At 66.0% G+C, this 17385-nt stretch carries 17 protein-coding genes; 7 read left to right on the top strand and 10 right to left on the bottom strand.

All coding sequences use genetic code 11. From position 1 onward, the window contains the following. Positions 1-38: 38 nt before the first annotated feature. Together GXW71_RS23675 and GXW71_RS23670 are read right to left on the bottom strand one after the other, a co-directional pair. Positions 39-728 carry a cyclase family protein gene (locus GXW71_RS23675; RefSeq protein WP_211855159.1) on the bottom strand — a complete coding sequence of 230 codons (690 nt, stop codon included), beginning with the start codon at positions 726-728 and terminating at the stop codon, positions 39-41. A 25-nt stretch (positions 729-753) separates the two neighbouring features. Further along, positions 754-1749, bottom strand: coding sequence for a Bug family tripartite tricarboxylate transporter substrate binding protein (locus GXW71_RS23670; RefSeq protein ID WP_211855158.1), 996 nt, complete (start codon positions 1747-1749; stop codon positions 754-756). A 208-nt stretch (positions 1750-1957) separates the two neighbouring features. Here GXW71_RS23670 and GXW71_RS23665 point away from each other — a divergent pair, with 208 nt between their 5' ends. Both GXW71_RS23665 and GXW71_RS23660 read left to right on the top strand, forming a co-directional pair. After that, positions 1958-2767: an IclR family transcriptional regulator gene (locus tag GXW71_RS23665; RefSeq protein ID WP_211855157.1), complete on the top strand. Its 810-nt coding sequence runs from the start codon at positions 1958-1960 to the stop codon at positions 2765-2767. Continuing rightward, on the top strand, positions 2764-4161 hold the full coding sequence (locus GXW71_RS23660; RefSeq protein ID WP_211855156.1) for an amidase: 1398 nt from the start codon (positions 2764-2766) through the stop codon (positions 4159-4161). The genes GXW71_RS23665 and GXW71_RS23660 overlap by 4 nt, the downstream gene beginning before the upstream one ends. A gap of 54 nt (positions 4162-4215) precedes the next feature. Here GXW71_RS23660 and hutC read toward each other — a convergent pair whose 3' ends face one another. Further along, the gene (hutC, locus tag GXW71_RS23655; protein ID WP_367617358.1) at positions 4216-4983 is read right to left on the bottom strand and encodes a histidine utilization repressor; all 768 of its coding nucleotides are present in this window, start codon (positions 4981-4983) and stop codon (positions 4216-4218) included. Between the two features lie 103 nt (positions 4984-5086). Between hutC and GXW71_RS23650 the strand changes: the two genes are divergently transcribed. From GXW71_RS23650 to hutH, 3 genes are read left to right on the top strand one after another with little or no spacing between them, the layout of a single operon-like run. After that, complete coding sequence (locus tag GXW71_RS23650) at positions 5087-6439, top strand: LLM class flavin-dependent oxidoreductase (protein ID WP_246526833.1); 1353 nt, start codon at positions 5087-5089, stop codon at positions 6437-6439. A gap of 11 nt (positions 6440-6450) precedes the next feature. Continuing rightward, entirely contained in the window at positions 6451-8118 is a 1668-nt protein-coding gene (gene hutU, locus GXW71_RS23645) for a urocanate hydratase (protein WP_211855154.1), read from the top strand. Positions 8119-8130: 12 nt separating this feature from the next. After that, positions 8131-9642, top strand: coding sequence for a histidine ammonia-lyase (gene hutH, locus GXW71_RS23640; RefSeq protein WP_456315994.1), 1512 nt, complete (start codon positions 8131-8133; stop codon positions 9640-9642). Between the two features lie 176 nt (positions 9643-9818). On the opposite strand, the gene GXW71_RS35525 is transcribed toward hutH, so the two are convergent. After that, entirely contained in the window at positions 9819-10292 is a 474-nt protein-coding gene (locus GXW71_RS35525) for a type II toxin-antitoxin system VapC family toxin (protein WP_211855152.1), read from the bottom strand. Between the two features lie 47 nt (positions 10293-10339). After that, on the bottom strand, positions 10340-13015 hold the full coding sequence (locus tag GXW71_RS23630) for an Eco57I restriction-modification methylase domain-containing protein (RefSeq protein WP_211855151.1): 2676 nt from the start codon (positions 13013-13015) through the stop codon (positions 10340-10342). 150 nt (positions 13016-13165) lie between these two features. Between GXW71_RS23630 and GXW71_RS35520 the strand changes: the two genes are divergently transcribed. Both GXW71_RS35520 and GXW71_RS23620 read left to right on the top strand, forming a co-directional pair. Further along, positions 13166-13429 carry an SLC13 family permease gene (locus GXW71_RS35520; protein WP_367617357.1) on the top strand — a complete coding sequence of 88 codons (264 nt, stop codon included), beginning with the start codon at positions 13166-13168 and terminating at the stop codon, positions 13427-13429. Positions 13430-13738: 309 nt separating this feature from the next. Next, positions 13739-14227, top strand: coding sequence for a VOC family protein (locus GXW71_RS23620; RefSeq protein ID WP_211855150.1), 489 nt, complete (start codon positions 13739-13741; stop codon positions 14225-14227). A gap of 78 nt (positions 14228-14305) precedes the next feature. Here GXW71_RS23620 and GXW71_RS23615 read toward each other — a convergent pair whose 3' ends face one another. The 5 genes from GXW71_RS23615 to GXW71_RS23595 all read right to left on the bottom strand — a co-directional run. Further along, on the bottom strand, positions 14306-15160 hold the full coding sequence (locus GXW71_RS23615; RefSeq protein WP_211855149.1) for an oxygenase MpaB family protein: 855 nt from the start codon (positions 15158-15160) through the stop codon (positions 14306-14308). A 33-nt stretch (positions 15161-15193) separates the two neighbouring features. Next, on the bottom strand, positions 15194-15757 hold the full coding sequence (locus GXW71_RS23610) for a DUF1003 domain-containing protein (RefSeq protein ID WP_211855148.1): 564 nt from the start codon (positions 15755-15757) through the stop codon (positions 15194-15196). A 9-nt stretch (positions 15758-15766) separates the two neighbouring features. After that, positions 15767-16612 carry a DUF1206 domain-containing protein gene (locus GXW71_RS23605; protein ID WP_211855147.1) on the bottom strand — a complete coding sequence of 282 codons (846 nt, stop codon included), beginning with the start codon at positions 16610-16612 and terminating at the stop codon, positions 15767-15769. Between the two features lie 79 nt (positions 16613-16691). Beyond that, the gene (locus GXW71_RS23600) at positions 16692-17126 is read right to left on the bottom strand and encodes a pyridoxamine 5'-phosphate oxidase family protein (protein WP_211855146.1); all 435 of its coding nucleotides are present in this window, start codon (positions 17124-17126) and stop codon (positions 16692-16694) included. Between the two features lie 96 nt (positions 17127-17222). Next, positions 17223-17385: oligopeptide/dipeptide ABC transporter ATP-binding protein (locus tag GXW71_RS23595; protein WP_367617359.1), on the bottom strand; the 163-nt coding region annotated here is incomplete at its 5' end.

Below are 17385 nucleotides of genomic sequence, written 5' to 3'. Positions count from 1 at the left end.
CGCTCTCAGCCGTCGCCTGCGCGGCCCGTCATACCGTACTACTCGAAGAGCGCCACGGCGCGGATCGGGCTCGCGGTGCCGCCGCGAATCTTCAGCGGCAGGCCGATGAAGCGGAACCGCCCTCGACCCACCACCGCTTCCAGATTCGCCAGACACTCCATGTGCGTGATGCCGCGCTCCGCGCAGGCCATATGCGCCTTGAAGTTGAGTTCGCCCTCGGGGGCCGGGCTGATCGCCTCGACGCCGAACATCCCGATGCCCTGGTCGGCGAGCCAATGGATCGCCTCAATGGACAGACCGGGGAAATCATGGCCGTAGCCCGGCTTGCCAAGCAGGCGGACGTTGGTGCCGAGCAGGATCAGCACGGTATCGCCCTTCCGGATGGTCTCGCCCGTAGCCTCCACCGCGGCCTTCAGCTCCTCCACGCTCACCGCGTGTTTCAGCGGCACAGTCCGCAGATCGACGCAGAAGGCGGAGGTGATGAAGTTCTCGAGCGGCACTTGATCGATGGACAGCGCACCGGGGCGCGGATCGAAGTGCACCGGGGCGTCCACATGGGTGCCTGCGTGGTCGCTGAAGGCAATAGAGAGCGCCTTGCTGGTGAAGGTGGTGTTGCCGGCCACCTTCTTTTCAGAATGGTCGTTCCAGACCGTCATCACCACCGGCGGGTGGGACGGGTGGGTCTGGGTGCGGTGAAACAGCTCGCGGCTGAGATCGACGATTTCCATCGGGCTTCGTCTCCGTTCTGGGTGTTCAGTTGGCGGTGATGCCGGCGGCGCGGATGACCTGCCCCCAGCGGCGCCGGTCCTCCGCGACATAAGCCGCAAACTGCTCCGGGTTCAGCCGCAGGTCGATCATGCCCTGCTCGGCCAGCCTGCGGCTGGTTGCGGGATCGGCAATGGCGGTCGTGGCCACGTCGCGCAGCTTCGCCAGCACGTCAGGCGGCACGCTGACCGGGGCGTAGAGGCCGTAGTAGCTGACCGCCTCGTACCCGGGCACGCCGGCCTCGGCGAAGGTCGGCACGTCGGGCAGGCCCGGGAAGCGCTGCGGGGTGGTGACCGCCAGCGCCCTCACCCGGCCGGCCTGCACATGCGGCAGGCCGGTCGCGATCGGGTCGCACAGCATGTCGATCTGACCCGCCAGCACGTCGGCCGTGGCCGGCGCCGTGCCGCGATAGGGCACATGGGTCAGCCGGATGTCCGCCATCGTCTCCAGCAGCGCCGTCGCCAGATGCGAGCCGCCGCCATTGCCGGCGGAGCCATAGGTGAGCTCGCCCGGACGCTGCCGGGCGCGGTCGATCAATTGCCGCAGGCTGGTGATGTCGAGGCTGTTGCGCACATAGAGGACGGAGCCCACGCCGCCGACCATGGCGATCGGCACCAGGTCCCGGGCAGGATCATAGGTGAGGTCGCTGTAGAGCTCCGGATTGATCGAATTGGTGGCCTGGCTGCCCATCAGGATGGTGTAGCCATCGGGCGCGGAACGCACGGCGGTCTCCGTGCCGATGCGTCCGCCGCCGCCCGAGCGATTCTCGATCACCACCGGCTGACCCAGCGCGCGGGTCAGCGGCTCCGCCAACAGACGGCTGATGACATCTGCCGCGCCCGCGGGCGGGAAGGGCACGACGATGCGCACGGGGCGCGATGGGAAGGCCGCCTGGGCGCGGGCGTAGCGGGGCAGCGCCAGGGCTGCCGCAGCGCCGATCACATGGCGTCGGCTGATGGAAAACGATTCCCGCGGTCCAGTCATGGGCTGTCCTTCCCGATGGACGGTTGCGCCGTGGCGTGCCGGTTCTTCCGGGCCGCGTCGCCGGTTGGCCCGGCTGCTGCCCCATGTTTCCCGGCGGCCGCGCTGCGAGGAAGCCGAATTCCGCATTTCTTCCACGATGTGGAAACTGACGTGAAAACGCGTTGTCCGGCCCTATGGTGGCGCCTACCGTGACCGACGGAAGGTGGCGATGGCGAAGCAGGCCGGCCTCGGCCGGGACGGCGCGCAGGTGGTGCACAAGGTGCTTTCCTTGCTGAAGGAGGTCTCGGCATCGCGCGGCAGGGGCACGAAGCTGACGGCTCTCGCCGAGGCTGCGGGCCTGCCCGTCCCGACCGCCTATCGCCTGCTGGCGGCGCTTCTCGCCGAGCGCGCCGTCGAACGCGACGAGGCCACGCGCGGCTTTAGGCTCGGCCCGCTGCTCTGGGAATTCGGCCTGGCGGCCGCGCCGGATGTCGATATCCGCCGCTTCTGCGCGCCCGCGCTGGACAGGATCGCCGCAGCCACCGGCGACAGCGCCTATGTAAACTGCCGCAGCGGCGACGATGCGCTCTGCCTGGACCGCCGGGAAGGGAGCTACCCGATCCAGGCCAAGCCGATCGCCATCGGCAACCGCCGGCCCCTCGGCGTCGGCGCGACGTCTCTCGCGGTGCTCGCGAGCATGCCGTCCAACGAGGTGGATGCGGTGGTGGACGCCAACGCCGCCCGCTATCGCCGTCACGGCCTGACCGCGGAACGTGTGCGCAGCGCCGTGGAAGCGACGCGCGCACGGGGCTTCGCCGTCAGCACCGGGCGCATCGTCGCCCGCTTCCGGGGCGTGGCGCTTGCCATCGGCAATGGCGTGGGCGGCGTGCCTGTCGCGCTGTCGGTGATCGCCATCGAGGAACGCCTCGACCTCGCCCGCATCGAGACGACGGTCGCCCTCCTCCGGCGAGAAGAGCAGGCGCTGCGCGCGCTGCTCGCCAGCGAACCCGAGATCCAACAGAAAGGCTCCATGCCGTGACCCCGACACCGCCGCTTTCCGCTACTGCCATGGCGGCGCGCCTGGCAGATGGCAGCGTGACGCCCCCGGAGCTGCTGGAGGACAGTCTGGCGCGCATCGGGCGATCGAATGCGGAGCTTGGCGCCTTCGTGCATGTGGATGCGGAAGGTGCGGCCGAAGCCGCGCGCGCGGCTGCCGGGCGACAGGCGGCAGGCATGCGGCTGGGACCGCTGGATGGCGTTCCGGTGGCGGTGAAGGACAATCTCTGGGTGGCCGGGATGCCCGCGCATTGGGGAAGCCGGATGTGGGCGGATTTCACCCCGCCGGTGGATGACATTCCGGTGGAGCGGCTGCGGCGGGCCGGGGCGGTGATCATCGGCAAGACCAATACGCCGGAGTTCGCGCTCTCGGGCCGTACCGACAGCCCATTGCACGGCCCCGCGCGCAATCCGTGGGACATCCGCCTGACGCCCGGCGGATCCAGCGGCGGATCGGTGGCGGCCGTGGCGGCCGGGCTGGTGCCATTGGCGCTGGCGACCGATGCCGGCGGCTCGACCCGCTTGCCGGCCAGCTACACGGGGCTGTTCGGCATGCGCCCCAGCAACGGACGCATCGCCCGCCGGCACGGCTTTCCGCCCATGGCGTTGGATTTCCAGGCCGTGGGCGTGCTTGGCCGCAGCCTGGAGGACATGGAGCTCCTGCTGTCCTGCGTGGCTGGTCCTGATGCGCGCGACCCGTCCTCGGAGCGTGTGCCGGACCTGGCCGGACCGGACCGGCCCCTCCGCGTCGGCTGGTGCGCTTCCATTGGCGAGGAAGGCGTGGATGCGGAAGTGGCTGCCGCCGTGGCCGAATGCGCCTCGGTCCTGGAAAGCGCCGGTTGCGAAGTTGCGCGGCGGGAGGCGCCATTCGACCTCGCTTTGGTGCGCAAGGTCTGGGGCGTCATCAGCGCCGCGGGTGCAGCCCGTGCGGCCGAATTGCATCCCGACCGATGGCGCGCGGAGGCGAGTGGCGCCATCGCCGCTGCGGCCAGTCGAGGGCTCGGCCTGTCGGCCGTCGACTACGTCCGCGCACTGGACGGCCTGGCTGAGATTCGCGCCGGCGTCGCCGAGGCCTGGGGCAGGATGGACCTGCTGCTCTGCCCGAGTGCCGCCTCTCCGGCCTGGCCATTGGAAGACGAGTTCCCGCGCCAGGTGGGTGACCGGCCCGGGCATGGCGTGGCGCAGAACATCTTCGCGACTTGGGTGAATGCGGTGGGCTATCCGGGGCTGAACGTGCCTGTGCGCCCCCATGCGGATGGCCGGCCGCGCGGCGTTCAGGTCGTGGGCCGCTTCGGGGCCGACAGCATGGTACTGGCGGCCGGGCGCGTGCTGGCAGATGATCCCGTGTGCAGCAGGCCGGCATTTCCCTGGCGCTAGAGCAGGTGCCAGCGGGTCGCGCCGGCCGCGCGGCGCCAGCCGCAGCCGCGGGCCTCAGAAGCTGCCGGTGAAACTGTAGCGCGACCCCGGGTGCCAGAGATCGGCGACGGTCGCGACCTGGCCGAAGGACCAGGTGCGCCGGTGCAGCACCAGGCAGGGGATGCCGGGCTCCATCGCCAGCGCCGCCCGCATCGCCTCCTCCGGCATCAGCGCCTCGATCCGGAACTCCACCTTCTGGATCGGTGCCGTCGCGGTCAGGTACTCGTTCGGCGTCGCCCGGCTGAAATCCTGCGCCATGTAGTCGGGGAAGAGCGCGGGGTTCACGCGGCGGTCCTCGACCTGCACGGGGATTCCGTTCTCGCGGTGCAGGATCACCGAATGGAACAGCCGCGCCCGCCGCGCCAGGCCGAACTCCGCGGCCATGGCGGCATCGGCGCGGATGCTCTCCATAGTGACGACCTTCGCCGAATGAGCATGGCCGCGCTCTGCGATCTCCTCCGCGATGCTGCGGATCTGCACGATGGTGGAGTGGTACTTGCGCTGCGCCACGAAGGTGCCGAGGCCCTGCACGCGATGCAGCACCATCTCCACCGTCAGCTCCCGCAGCGCGCGGTTCGCGGTCATGCGGGAGACCGAGAAGAGCCGGGTCAGCTCCTCCTCCGACGGGATCATCTGGCCTTCCCGCCATTCTCCGGCCTGGATGCGTTCCAGCACATGGTCCTTGATCCGCTGATAGGCGCGGGGCGCAGCACCATTGGCGGCGTCCTTCGCGGCCGGCGCTACGGCAGCACTCAGGCGCGTCGCGGAGAGGGGGCGTGACACCGGGCTTTCCTCGATTGACGGGACCGATTCGCGAAGCCTAGCCTGTATATACAGGTTGTGCGACAGCCGGATGACGGTCGGCACAGGCGAAGGGGATGGTCCGATGGCCGCGGGTGAACAGATGTATCTGGCCGTGATGGCGAGCGGCCCCGGATCCCATGTCGCCGCCTGGCTGCATCCGGAGACCGATGCCCGGGCGGCATTGAGCATCGCGAGCCACACGGCCATGGCGCAGCTCGCGGAGCGCGGGCTGTTCCACATGTACTTCATCGCGGATACGCCGGCGGCGCGCACCACCAAGCTCGATCTCTACAGCCGCATGCCGATCTACATGAACCAGCTCGAGCCCATCACGCTGATGGCGGCGCTGGCGGCGACGACCAGGCATATCGGCCTCGGCGGCACGGTCAGCGCCAGCTTCTACGAGCCTTACAACCTGGCGCGGCAATTCGCCTCCATCGACCATATCAGCGGCGGCCGCGTCGCCTGGAACATCGTCACCTCGGCCAACGACTATGCCGCGCAGAATTTCGGCCTCGACAAGCTGCCGCCGCACGGAGACCGCTACAAGCGCGCCGCCGAATTCACCGACATCGTGCTGAAGCTGTGGGATAGCTGGGAGGATGACGCCTTCATCCGCGACCGGGCGCAGGGCCTGTTCTTCGACCCGGCCAAGCAGCATGTCCTCGACCACGAAGGCCCTTACTTCAAGATCCATGGAGCGCTGAACATCGAACGGTCTCCGCAGGGGCGCCCGGTCATCATCCAGGCCGGCGCTTCCGAGGCGGGGATGGATTTCGCAGCCAGCGTCGCGGAGGTGATCTTCGGCGCCCATGAGACGATCGAGGAGAGCCGCCACTTCTACGACCAGCTCAAGACGCGCCTCGGCAAGTTCGGCCGCGCGCCGGAGGAACTGCGGCTGCTGGCCGGCATGCCCGTGATCATCGCCGACAGTGCGCAGGAGGCGGAGGACAAATACCAGACCCTGCAGGCGCTGATCCATCCCGTGGTCGGCCGCGGCCGCCTCGGCATGGATCTGGAGGCGGACCTTTCGAACCTGCCGCTGGATGAGCCGGTGCCGGAGGAGCTGCTTCCCAAATCCGCGAATTTCCACAAGAAATTCTACGACACCATCGTGAAGATGATCCGGGAGGAGAAGCTGACCCTCCGCCAGATGTATCTGCGCTATGAGCGCGCCCGCCGGACGCTCCGCGGCACGCCCGTGCAGATCGCGGACACCTTGCAGGAATGGCGGGAGGCCGGGGCCTGCGACGGCTTCATGGTGATGTTCCCGATGATGGAGGATGGGCTGACCCGCTTCGTGAATGGCGTGACGCCGGAGCTGCAGCGCCGCGGGCTGCTGCGCCAGACGCAGACGGAAGGGACGATGCGCGACGCGCTCGGCCTGAAGCGCCCGCCGCATCCGAAGGCGGCCCTCTCCCGCGCCGCCGAGTAGGAGCCACGCCGATGAGCGACCGCCAGAATGCCCGCGTGATCCGCGCCGCGCGCGGACCTGACCTCTCCTGCCTGTCCTGGGCGAGCGAGGCGCCGCTCCGCATGCTGATGAACAACCTCGACCCCGAGGTGGCGGAGCGCCCGGGGGAGCTTGTCGTCTATGGCGGCATCGGCCGCGCGGCGCGCGACTGGAAGAGCTACGACACCATCGTCGCGTCCCTGCGCCGGCTGCGCGACGACCAGACCCTGCTGGTGCAATCCGGCAAGCCGGTCGGCGTCTTCGAGACGCATGAGAATGCGCCGCGCGTGCTGATCGCCAATTCCAACCTGGTGCCGGCCTGGGCCACCTGGGACCATTTCAACGCGCTCGATCGCGCCGGCCTCATGATGTACGGCCAGATGACCGCGGGGTCCTGGATCTATATCGGCAGCCAGGGGATCGTGCAGGGCACCTATGAGACCTTCGCCGAGGCGGGCCGCCAGCACTTCGCCGGCGACCTCGCGGGCCGCTGGATCCTGACCGGCGGGCTTGGCGGCATGGGCGGTGCGCAGCCGCTGGCCGGCGTCTTCGCCGGCGCCTCGGTCCTCGCCGTCGAATGCCAGCCCTCGCGGATCGAGAAGCGGCTGGAGACCGGCTATCTCGACCACCGCGCCGACGACCTCGACACCGCCCTCGCGATGATCCGCACGGCCTCGGCGGAGAGGCGCGCGATCAGCATCGGCCTGCTCGGCAATGCCGCGGAGATCTTCCCGGAGCTGGTGCGCCGCGGCGTAGTGCCGGACATCGTCACCGACCAGACCAGCGCGCATGATCCCGCGAACGGCTATCTCCCCGCCGGCTGGACGCTGGCGGAATGGGAGCAGAAGCGGGAGAGCGACCCGAAGGGTGTCGCGGCCGCGGCCCGCCGCTCCATGGTGGATCATGTGCAGGCGATGCTGGATCTGAAGGCGCGCGGCGCGGTCGTGATGGATTACGGCAACAACATCCGCCAGATGGCGAAGGATGAAGGCCTGGCCGATGCCTTCGGCTTCCCGGGCTTCGTGCCGGCCTATATCCGCCCGCTGTTCTGCCGCGGCATCGGCCCCTTCCGCTGGGCGGCACTCTCCGGCAACCCTGAGGACATCCGCAAGACGGATGATGCGGTGCGGGCGCTGCTGCCGCATGACCAGCATCTGCACCGCTGGCTCGACATGGCGCAGGCACGCATCCAGTTCCAGGGCCTGCCGGCACGCATCTGCTGGGTCGGCCTCGGCGACCGCCACCGCATCGGGTTGGCGTTCAATGAGATGATCGCGCGCGGCGAGATCGGCCCGGTGGTGATCGGCCGCGACCATCTCGACAGCGGCTCCGTCGCCAGCCCGAACCGGGAGACGGAGGCGATGAAGGACGGGTCCGACGCCGTCTCCGACTGGCCCTTGCTGAATGCGCTGCTGAACACCGCGAGTGGGGCGACCTGGGTGTCGCTGCATCATGGCGGCGGCGTCGGCATGGGCTATTCGCAGCATGCCGGCATGGTGATCCTGTGTGACGGAACGGAGGCGGCGGCGAAGCGCATCCGCCGCGTGCTGTGGAACGACCCCGCGACCGGCGTGATGCGCCATGCCGATGCCGGTTACGATATTGCCATCCAATGTGCACGGGAGTTCGGGCTCGATCTGCCTATGCTCGATCAGGCCTGATCCGGAGACAGCATGATGTCCGACCCCATCACGCCCGGCACTGTCACGCTGGTGAACCTGCGCGCCATCATGGCGGGCGATCCCCTGACCTTGGTCGATGGCTGGGAAGCGCCGGTCGCTGCCTCCGCTGACGCGCTGGCGGCGCGGCTCGCGACCGGGGAAGCGCTTTATGGCGTCAACACCGGCTTCGGCAAGCTGGCTTCCACCCGCATCGCGCCGGATGGCCTGGCGGAGCTGCAGCTCAATCTGCTGCGCAGCCATGCCGCCGGCGTCGGCGCGCCGCTGCCGGTGCCGGTGGTGCGGCTGGTCCTCGCGCTGAAGGCACTGTCGCTGGCCCGCGGCGCCTCCGGCGTGCGCGTGGAGGTGGTGCAGGCGCTGCTGGCGCTGCTTGCCGCCGGCATCACGCCTGTCATCCCTTCCCAGGGCTCGGTCGGCGCCTCCGGCGACCTGGCGCCGCTCGCGCATCTCTCGCTCGTGCTGGTGGGTGAGGGGGAGGCGCTGGCGCCTGACGGCACCCGGCTGTCGGGCGCCGAGGCCCTGGCGCGCGCCGAGATCGCGCCGCTGGTGCTCGGCCCCAAGGAAGGCCTGGCGCTGCTGAACGGCACCCAGGTCAGCACCGCGCTCGCGCTGTCCGCGCTGTTCGCGGCCGAAGACCTGCTGCGCACCTCGCTGGTCGCGGGCGCGCTCTCCACCGAAGGTGCCAAGGGCAGCGACACGCCCTTCGATCCCCGCATCCATGATCTGCGCGGCCAGCCCGGCCAGATCCGTTGCGCGGCCGCACTCCGCACCCTGATGGCCGGCAGCGCGCTGCGCGAAAGCCACCGCACCGGCGATCCGCGGGTGCAGGACCCCTATTCGCTGCGCTGCCAGCCGCAGGTGGCCGGCGCCTGCCTCGACCTGCTCGGCAATGCCGCCGCGACGCTGCAGCGGGAAGCCAATGCCGTCACCGACAATCCGCTGGTGGTCGAAGGCGGTGACATCCTCTCGGGCGGCAATTTTCACGCCGAGCCGGTCGCCTTCGCGGCCGACACCATCGCGCTGGCGCTGGCGGAGCTCGGCGCGATCAGCGAACGCCGCATCGCGCTGCTGGTCGACCCCGTACTATCAGGGTTGCCGGCCTTCTTGGTGCGCGAAGGCGGGCTGAATTCCGGCTTCATGATCGCCCAGGTGACCGCCGCCGCCCTGACCGCGGAGAACCGGGCGCTGGCCGCGCCGCGTTCCGTCGACAGCCTGCCGACCAGCGCCAACCAGGAAGACCATGTCAGCATGGCGACCGGCGCCGCGCTGCGCCTGAAGCCGATGGCGGAGAATCTGGCGAATATCCTGGCGATCGAGCTGCTGGAAGCGGCCCAGGCGATCGACTTCCACCGCCCGCTGACCAGCGCCCCGGCGCTGGAGGCTGCGCACCGCCTGGTGCGCGGTGCCGCCGCGCATTGGGACCGCGACCGGGCGATGGCGCCGGATATCGCGGCGGTGGCGGAGCTGGTGCGGGGCGGGAGGGTTGCGGCACTGGCGCCGCTGTAGGGACGAGGTTCTCTCAGCAAACTGCCAAATTAGAGAGCTGCTGCTGCTGGGTAAGGTTACCCTAACAACCTTATGGCAGAATTTGGAAGGATGGCGTTAGCTTCTTTGAAGAAGAAGAAGATATTATAAGAAAGCTGCTGATCTATCTCCAGAAAAGCGCGCAAAAATTTCTGCATTCAGCTAAAATCGACGAGCTCAAGTGAGCGCATATCATACAAGCTATACAGGAATCCATTTTTTGCGCATCGCATAAAATCTTTAGTATCAAATGTGACAATAGGAAGATGTGGTCTAAGTTCACATTGGGCAGTAATGAAGTTGGCGAGTTCCATTAGGTGAGCATCTACATAGTCTACAATGAATTTTCCCATCCACGTACTGTGTGACCATAGCATCCCATCTGGGGACAACGATGGATGCGAACCAGGTAGGATCCAAGCCTTTCCTGGGGTTAAGAGCCAGCTAAGTAGATTGCGGACGTGGCTCTGTCCACGCCGACTGCCGAGCAAGCCACAAGCTTCCACGATAACGGGAAGGCTGACGATCCAGACGAAATCTGTCAGCTCATCAATGACTAGAGCCGCTTGGTCATGATCGTTGTCACGATCATCAATAAATGCAACAAGAACATTCGTGTCTAGGAGAGCCATGTTCCTCGGTAGATCTATCTCTTGCTCCAGAATTCGAAGTGTTACCATTACGCTGTGCCCAGCGTCAGACCGCGCTCCTCCGCAATTGATAGCACTAGCTCATTGACCTGAGTTTCAAGCGTGCGCCGAGTATCAGAATTCTCTTCGGTGTCGATGATGGCCCGTGCATATAGAGTTAACTGCTCTACAAGGGCTTCATCTTCCAGAATTCTGTCTAAGATTGGTATGCCTTGAATATGCTGTGGTTCGAATTTCTGGAAGCTGCCTCTGAATTGAGGTGTGGTTTGGCGAACCAGATTATTTATCACAGAACTGTTCAGATAAGCCATCAATGCAAGCAGCAACTCGGGATCTTCGGGAACAACAGCCGTTCCTCCAACAAGAAATATACGACCTGAAGGATCAACTGCAAAGGCAGTGGTGGGAGCGAGATCTCTTATCAGAAGCTTCGGGCGGCGCAGCCATATTTCGTCTCTGGGCCAGATCAATTCATAATAGCGGCCGTTACTCTTCTTTAGGCTAGCTCTGGAGCTAAGGATATCTCTATTTCTTTGAAAATAAGACCATGCATGCGGATACCGCTGTTCGAGCTCTGGCTCGGATATCGCGATATTTCCACGATATGGATATATGAGGCGATATGATGTGTGGATATTATCATACCGTCGCACCTGTGATCCATATACGGAATGCTCTAAGAGAGCAGATTCAATAATAAACTCTTCTCCAAAGCCATTTTCTACCCTGGATAGAGGGCCTCCATCTTCCGAAATGAGAGAAACATAGAAAAAGTCGTTGCCACCCGTGCGAATTCCTTGGGGAATGCTGGCGACTGAATCCAGCCTGACGGACACTTCCTCAATCTTTATGCGAGAAATTCGATCTGCGTCCGATAGCAGCATCCAAGGGGCATCACCAGCCGGATGCTGAGCGGAGAAGGCCCGGAGCGTTGATGAGTTTTGTCCGCGATCCCGTTGCGCCGCGAGCAGGAGTGCCGCAAGGAAATCGGCGTCGAGAGAGCGCACCTCAATAACTAGCACCTTGGCTGGTGCGGCTTGGGGTTCGAAAATCCTCTTCGCGATTATGCAACCGACGTAGGCATCTGCGTCGAATGGCTTTGTTGTTCCGAAATCGACGATTGCTCTCAAATGCGCCTGCTCAGTCAGAAGGCGGCGAACTGGCGCTCCGCTTCTGTTCCGAAAGAGGCGGTTCGGAACGACCAATCCTAGGTAGCCCTCGTCTGCCAAAATCTTGAGCGCCTGCTCAACAAAAAGCGAAGAAAAATCGTACCGCCCTCGTGCCGTCACGAATCTAGCTTCGAGCTCTTGGCGCGACCCCACGAGGCTCGTAGCAAGAAATGGAGGGTTCCCAAGTACTATATTGTACTTCCTCTCAAGCGCACCCCAAGTGGATGTGTCCAATCCATCCGCTGTCACCACAACTTGTGCCAAATTGGGCAGGGGTAAAGCGTCCGGTTCCTCAATTAGCCGCTGCCAAAGATGAAGGCGCGCCGCAGTTACCGCCTTCGGATCGATATCAATTCCAGCGATATGTCCTCCATCGATGAGTTCTCTAGCCCAAGAGCGGGCAGGATCTCTCAGTTTAAGGCGCCTTAAAAGCTTATCTATTGCGGCGACCAGGAAAGACCCGGATCCGCAGGAAAAATCTATGATCGCCGGAGGATCTAATCCGGGGTCGTTCTTAAAATAGTCGTCAATAACCGTCTCGGAAATATAGTTCGTTATATACTTCGGTGTATAATATGCTCCGGCGCTTTTTCGGATGCTGTATCGCTCAACACCTCTCTCCGCTGGTAGAAATAGATCTACCTGAGCCGGAAGTGAGGTTGGCTGAAGCACCGATGCTAAATACTTTTCATAGGCGACGCCAAGAACGTCAGCGTCAATCCAGGAGAAATTATACCGCGGATTTGATCCGGGAACCCGATGCGGAACGTAAAGTTCGTTAATCACACCAGCCAGAACATGTTCCGGTATTGCGGTAGTTACATCTGAATCAAAAAGGTCACTGCCTATCATACTCTGAGCTTGTTCTAAAATCTTCTCCCATTCCTGGCGATTAAACCGGTCAGAACCCAAAACAACGCCGGAAACGGGTTCAACACGCCCATCGAGTTGTCGATCTTCAACAGTTCTTAACACAAAAAGTTGTGCATAGAATGTCTGAAGCAATTCATCAACTTTGTCTGTGTGCCGAGCATAACGCAAAGCTTGGTCACGCCAGCGGTCCAATCGCTCGACAAGTGAGTCATCTACAGGCTTCAGAAAGTCGGTGGGCTCGCGGAGCTTCGTTGCGAGGCGCGCCGGCTGCCTATCAAATAAACCCTTTGGTGTAAGCGAATCGAGGAGGTCGCGATGATCTTCGGCCCTCTCCCACGATATGCGCGGCAAGCGGAACCAGTTGGAGTCGTCGAGCCACTGCGAATTAAAGACCGTCAGCCCGACCTCATCGGCCAACACGCCCCATGGTGCACTAGCATGGTATGCATACAAGGCAACGCTATCTAACGGATCGGAACCATTCCGACCCGTGATCGTTCCAAAAATGGCGGCTGGCTCGCCGCTGATTAGACCCTTTCGGACATTGATGACCGTCCCGCCGCGCTGAATGTCCAGAGCCTTAAGGTCCTGCTCAGCCCATCCGAAGGCTGCTGCTAAGCCTGCGCTTGAACGCGTGTTATCGTAGGTTGGGAGATATTCCATTGCGCCATTTATACACAAGGGCGCTGGCTTTCCAGTGGACGAATGTGCCCAGAAGCGTGCCCAGCGACCGACTTAGCCTGCATAGCTGCTTGGCTAACGTAGCAAACAGCGACGGCGGCCTGACTGTCGTTTGAACTGCGATAACGGACGTTGGCGGCAATTCCCAGGCGACTACAGGAAGCCTATGAGGCGATCGGCGCCCCGATCCTGATCCTGTTGGCCTGCCTGATCCCGGTGAGTGACGCGGTCGCCAGCACCGGCGGCGCGCAGGTCATCGCCGGCTGCCTGGCGCTGGTGATCGTCGTCGCCGTGGCGCTGACGCCCTATCTCAACAACGCCGCGACGGCCTTGATCATGGCGCCGATCGCCGCCGATCTCGCGTACGGCTCGGGCTTAAGCCCAATCCCTTCCTGATAGCGGCGGCGATCGGCTGCGCCTACGATTTCCTCACGCCGATCGGCCATCAGTGCAACACGCTGGTGCTCGGGCCGGGCGGCTACCGCTTCGGCGACTACTGGCGCCTGGGTTTGCCGCTCTCGGTCATCGTGGTCGTCGTGGCGACGCTCATGATCCCGATCGTCTGGCCGCTGCGCTAGGGTGAAAGCCAACCGGACAGCGGCCGCTGTCGCGGAAGAATAACCCGATCTTGAAGGCGGGGCTTTTCCGGCCTGCATCCTGCGGGTCTATACCCAGGCAGTCGTCAGCCTCGGGGAGGAAAGTCCAATGTCCGAAAAACTCGTCACCTGTCTGTGGTTCGACCATGGCGAGGCACGCAAGGCTGCGGAATTCTATGCGGCCACCTTCCCCGACAGCCATGTCGGGCAGGCGTTGCAATCCCCGGCCGATACCCCCGGGGGTAAACAGGGTTACGAGCTGACCGTCGAATTCACCCTGCTCGGCCGCGCCTTCATCGGCCTGAATGGCGGCCCCAACTTCAAGCCGAACGAGGCGGTGAGCTTCCAGGTGATGACCGAGGACCAGGCGGAGACCGACCGCTACTGGAACGCGATCGTCGGCAATGGCGGCAGCGAGAGCGAATGCAGTTGGTGCAAGGACCGCTGGGGCTTCTCCTGGCAGATCGTGCCGCGCGCCCTCTGGGCCGCGATGAAGGATCCGGATCGCGCCGCCGCGAAGCGGGCGATGGAGGCCATGATGACCATGCGCAAGATCGACATCGCCAAGATCGAGGCTGCGCGCGCCGGCAAGGCCTGACGCCGCCGGCGAAGCGTTGTTCTGACGAGCAGATTCACGCCTCCGGGCGATTCCGCCCTCCGACGATCTGCTCTGGGATCACCGGGCCGCGCGCATCCGGCGCGCGGCCTGGGCGGGCGGCAGCGATGGCAGCGGCAGCCAGGCCGCGGCGCGGCCCAGCAGCCGGACCCATCGCGCCTCGCCGCGGCGAAGCCCGCGGGAGCGCAGCTCGGGCAGGGACCGGACCGGCTCCGGCGTCATCGCGACGGCGGCGCGCACCAGCCGCCGCTGCAGCCCGCGGAGCGGCGCCGGCAGGATCGCCGCACCCTCCATGATGTCGAGGAACTCCGTCAGCACCGGGGAGCCTTCCAGCCCCGGCGCGGTGGCGGCGAGCAGCCTCTCCCAGCCACGCCAGTCATGCGGCGCATTCGTAGCGCCATAGAGCCGCGCCGCCGGCTCGCCCTCCGCGAAGGCGCGCAATTTCTCCTCGGGCGACAGCGGCGCGACATAGCGGTGATAGGCCTCGGTGAAGCCGAACACCGCCGTCGCCTGCACCCAGTCCAGCAGGCGCGGGTCATTGGCGCGGTAGGGCGTGCCGTCGGGCGTCGTGCCGCTGATACGGTCATGCAGCCGCACGACATGGGCGATCATCGCCTCCGCCTCGGCGCGCGGGCCATAGACGGTCACCATCGCGGCGAAGCCCGTGCGCCGCAGCCGCAGCGCGGGATCGCCGCGGAAGCTGCTGTGGTCCCAGACGCCCGACCGCACCGAAGGCTCCGCGAGCTCGAGCAGCACCGCCGCGACGCCGCCGACGAACAGCGAAACCGGATTGGAGAAGACCCGCCAGGAGACGCCGTCCGCGGGCGCCAGCGCCGGCGCGCCGGCCGGCCGGCGGAAATCGACCTCCATGCCCGGCGGCGGGCGCATCATCTCCAGCACCGCGCCGAGCTTCACGGGCGCTTCCCGAAGCGGTGCATCAGCAGATCCCTAGCCACGCCGTCCCGGATCATTCTGCTGCGTCTGGATCTCGTCCAGCACCGCTTCGGGCGCGACGTCCTTCTTGATCTCCTCGACCTCCCGCCTGTCCCGCGGGGGTATGCCGAGGTGGTCCGTGATGTCGGTGATCATCTCGGCCAGCTTCGTGAGCTCATGCTCCGCCAGCAGGCTGATCTGCAGGTCGAGATCCGCCCGCTCATCCGCCGCGGCCGCCATGCGGTTCTGGCTGATGAGGACGAAGGTCGAGAGGAAGATCGCCTCGACCGACGCCACCATCGCGAGGATCACGAAGGACGGGTCGAAGCGCGGCAGCCCGGGAACGATGCCGAGGTTGATCAGGATCCAGCCGCCATAGAGCCCGAGATGCAGATAGACGAAACGCATGCTGCCGGTGAACTTCGTCACCGCCTCCGCGATCCGCTCCTCCCGGCTGGCCTCGGCGGCCTGGCGCTTCCGCCGCTCCTCCACCGCCCGGATGTTCCGCCTGAGCGCCGTGCTGAGCCTGTCCGGGGCAGGCGGGGGAACGGTCGGGCTGCCGGCGCGGTCATCGTTCATCGCCGCGCCTCAACCGGTGCCGCGCTGCGCCGCCGCCCGGCCGACCCGCCGCAGCGCGGCATCGGGATGGATCTGCCGGTAGCGCGCCTCGACGAAGCCGAAGGCGCCGAAGGCCACCAGGCCGAGTGCCGCGATGCCGAAGATCCAGGGCCCGAAGGGCTGGTCCCGCACCGCCAGCAGGGAACCGCCGAGCCCATGCGCCTCATTCGGATCGGCGTGATAGGCGGCAGTGATCAGGAAGCTGCCGAGGATCAGGAAGACCAGCGCCCGCGCCGCATAGCCCAGCCGTCCCAGCGGCCGCACCCAGAGCGCGACTTCGGGATCGCAGGACAACCGCCGCATGAAGGCGAGCGTCCACGCCTTGGTCGCCATGCCGATCGCGGCGCCGATCACCGCCAGCCCCGCCAGCCCGACCAGCCAGCGCCCGAAGGGCTGGGCAAGCAGCAGCCGCGTCCAGTCGATGGCGGCCTGCTCGTCATCCCCGGCCGCCCGCCGCAGCCCCAGCAGGATGCTGGCGGCGAAGAGGGCGAGACCAAAATGGACGACGGCGGAGACCGCCTGCACGGCGCGCTCCACCAGCGCCCGCGCCCCGGCCCCGTGGCCATCCGCATCCAGCAGCGACTGCGTGACGCGCCAGACGCCGAAGCCGAACAGGCCGAGCCCGACCACGGCGAGCAGGAGATAGCCGAGAGGCTGGGTCAGCAGCGCGATGAGGGCGCCGCGGGAGCCGGTCGCCTCGCCCCCGCGGCTGAGCGCGGCCGTCAGCGCGAGCGCGCCGATGATCAGATAGACCGCGCCGCGCGCGGCATATCCGAGGCGGGCCAGGAACTCTAGGCTGCGGTGTTGGGCCCGCATCCGGCTGCCCTCCATCCTTGCTCCTGCTTCGGACGCCCGGGGACCGCCTTTGGTTGCACGGCGGCGGCGGGCAGCGGCGTCAGAGCTCCACCTCGGTCTCCTCCATCCCCTTCCAGCAGGTGATGCGCGCCGCCTCGACCTGGATGAGCACCAGGCCCGGGGTATCGGCACCCTGCTTGAACCAGTCGTCCAGGTCCTTCGCCCAATGCGCGTCGAAGGCGGCCCTGTCGCGGATCAGCGTCGCCCTGCCCTCCACGGCGATGAAGGTCGGCGGCTTGCCGAACAGGCCCTTCCGCCCGGTGAAGGACAGCGCCACCTTCGGGTCCCGCGCGATGTCAGCGACGGTGCGCGTGCTGTCCAGGGTGAAGAAATAGGAGGTGCCGTCATAGGCGACATCGCGGTTGGTGCTCATCGGCCGCCCGGCGATCTCGCCGCCTTCGGCATGGGTCGACAGCATGGCGAAGTCGATGTCGCGCATCTCCTCCGCCAGGTCTTCAAGGCTCAGCCGGCTCATGGGCGCGCTCCCGCTCGATGGTTGTGCGCAAGCAACGCATCGCGGCCCGCATTCGCTGCCGCGATCACCCAGCCATGATGCGGCGGGGAAGCCCTTTCAGGGCAGGCGGTCCTCCGCCACCAGGTGGCAGGCCACCGCATGCTCCGGCGCGGCCGCCGCCAGCTCCGGCGGCTCCGTGCCGCAGCGCGCCTCCGCATGCGGGCAGCGCGGGTGGAAGGCGCAGCCGGCCGGGGGCCTGGCGGGGTTGGGCGGCTCCCCC

Source organism: Plastoroseomonas hellenica, from assembly GCF_018129085.1.
GTDB classification, from domain to species: Bacteria; Pseudomonadota; Alphaproteobacteria; order Acetobacterales; family Acetobacteraceae; genus Plastoroseomonas; species Plastoroseomonas hellenica.
The sequence above is the reverse complement of the archived record's forward strand: the minus strand, read 5'-3'. Positions and strand labels throughout refer to the sequence as shown.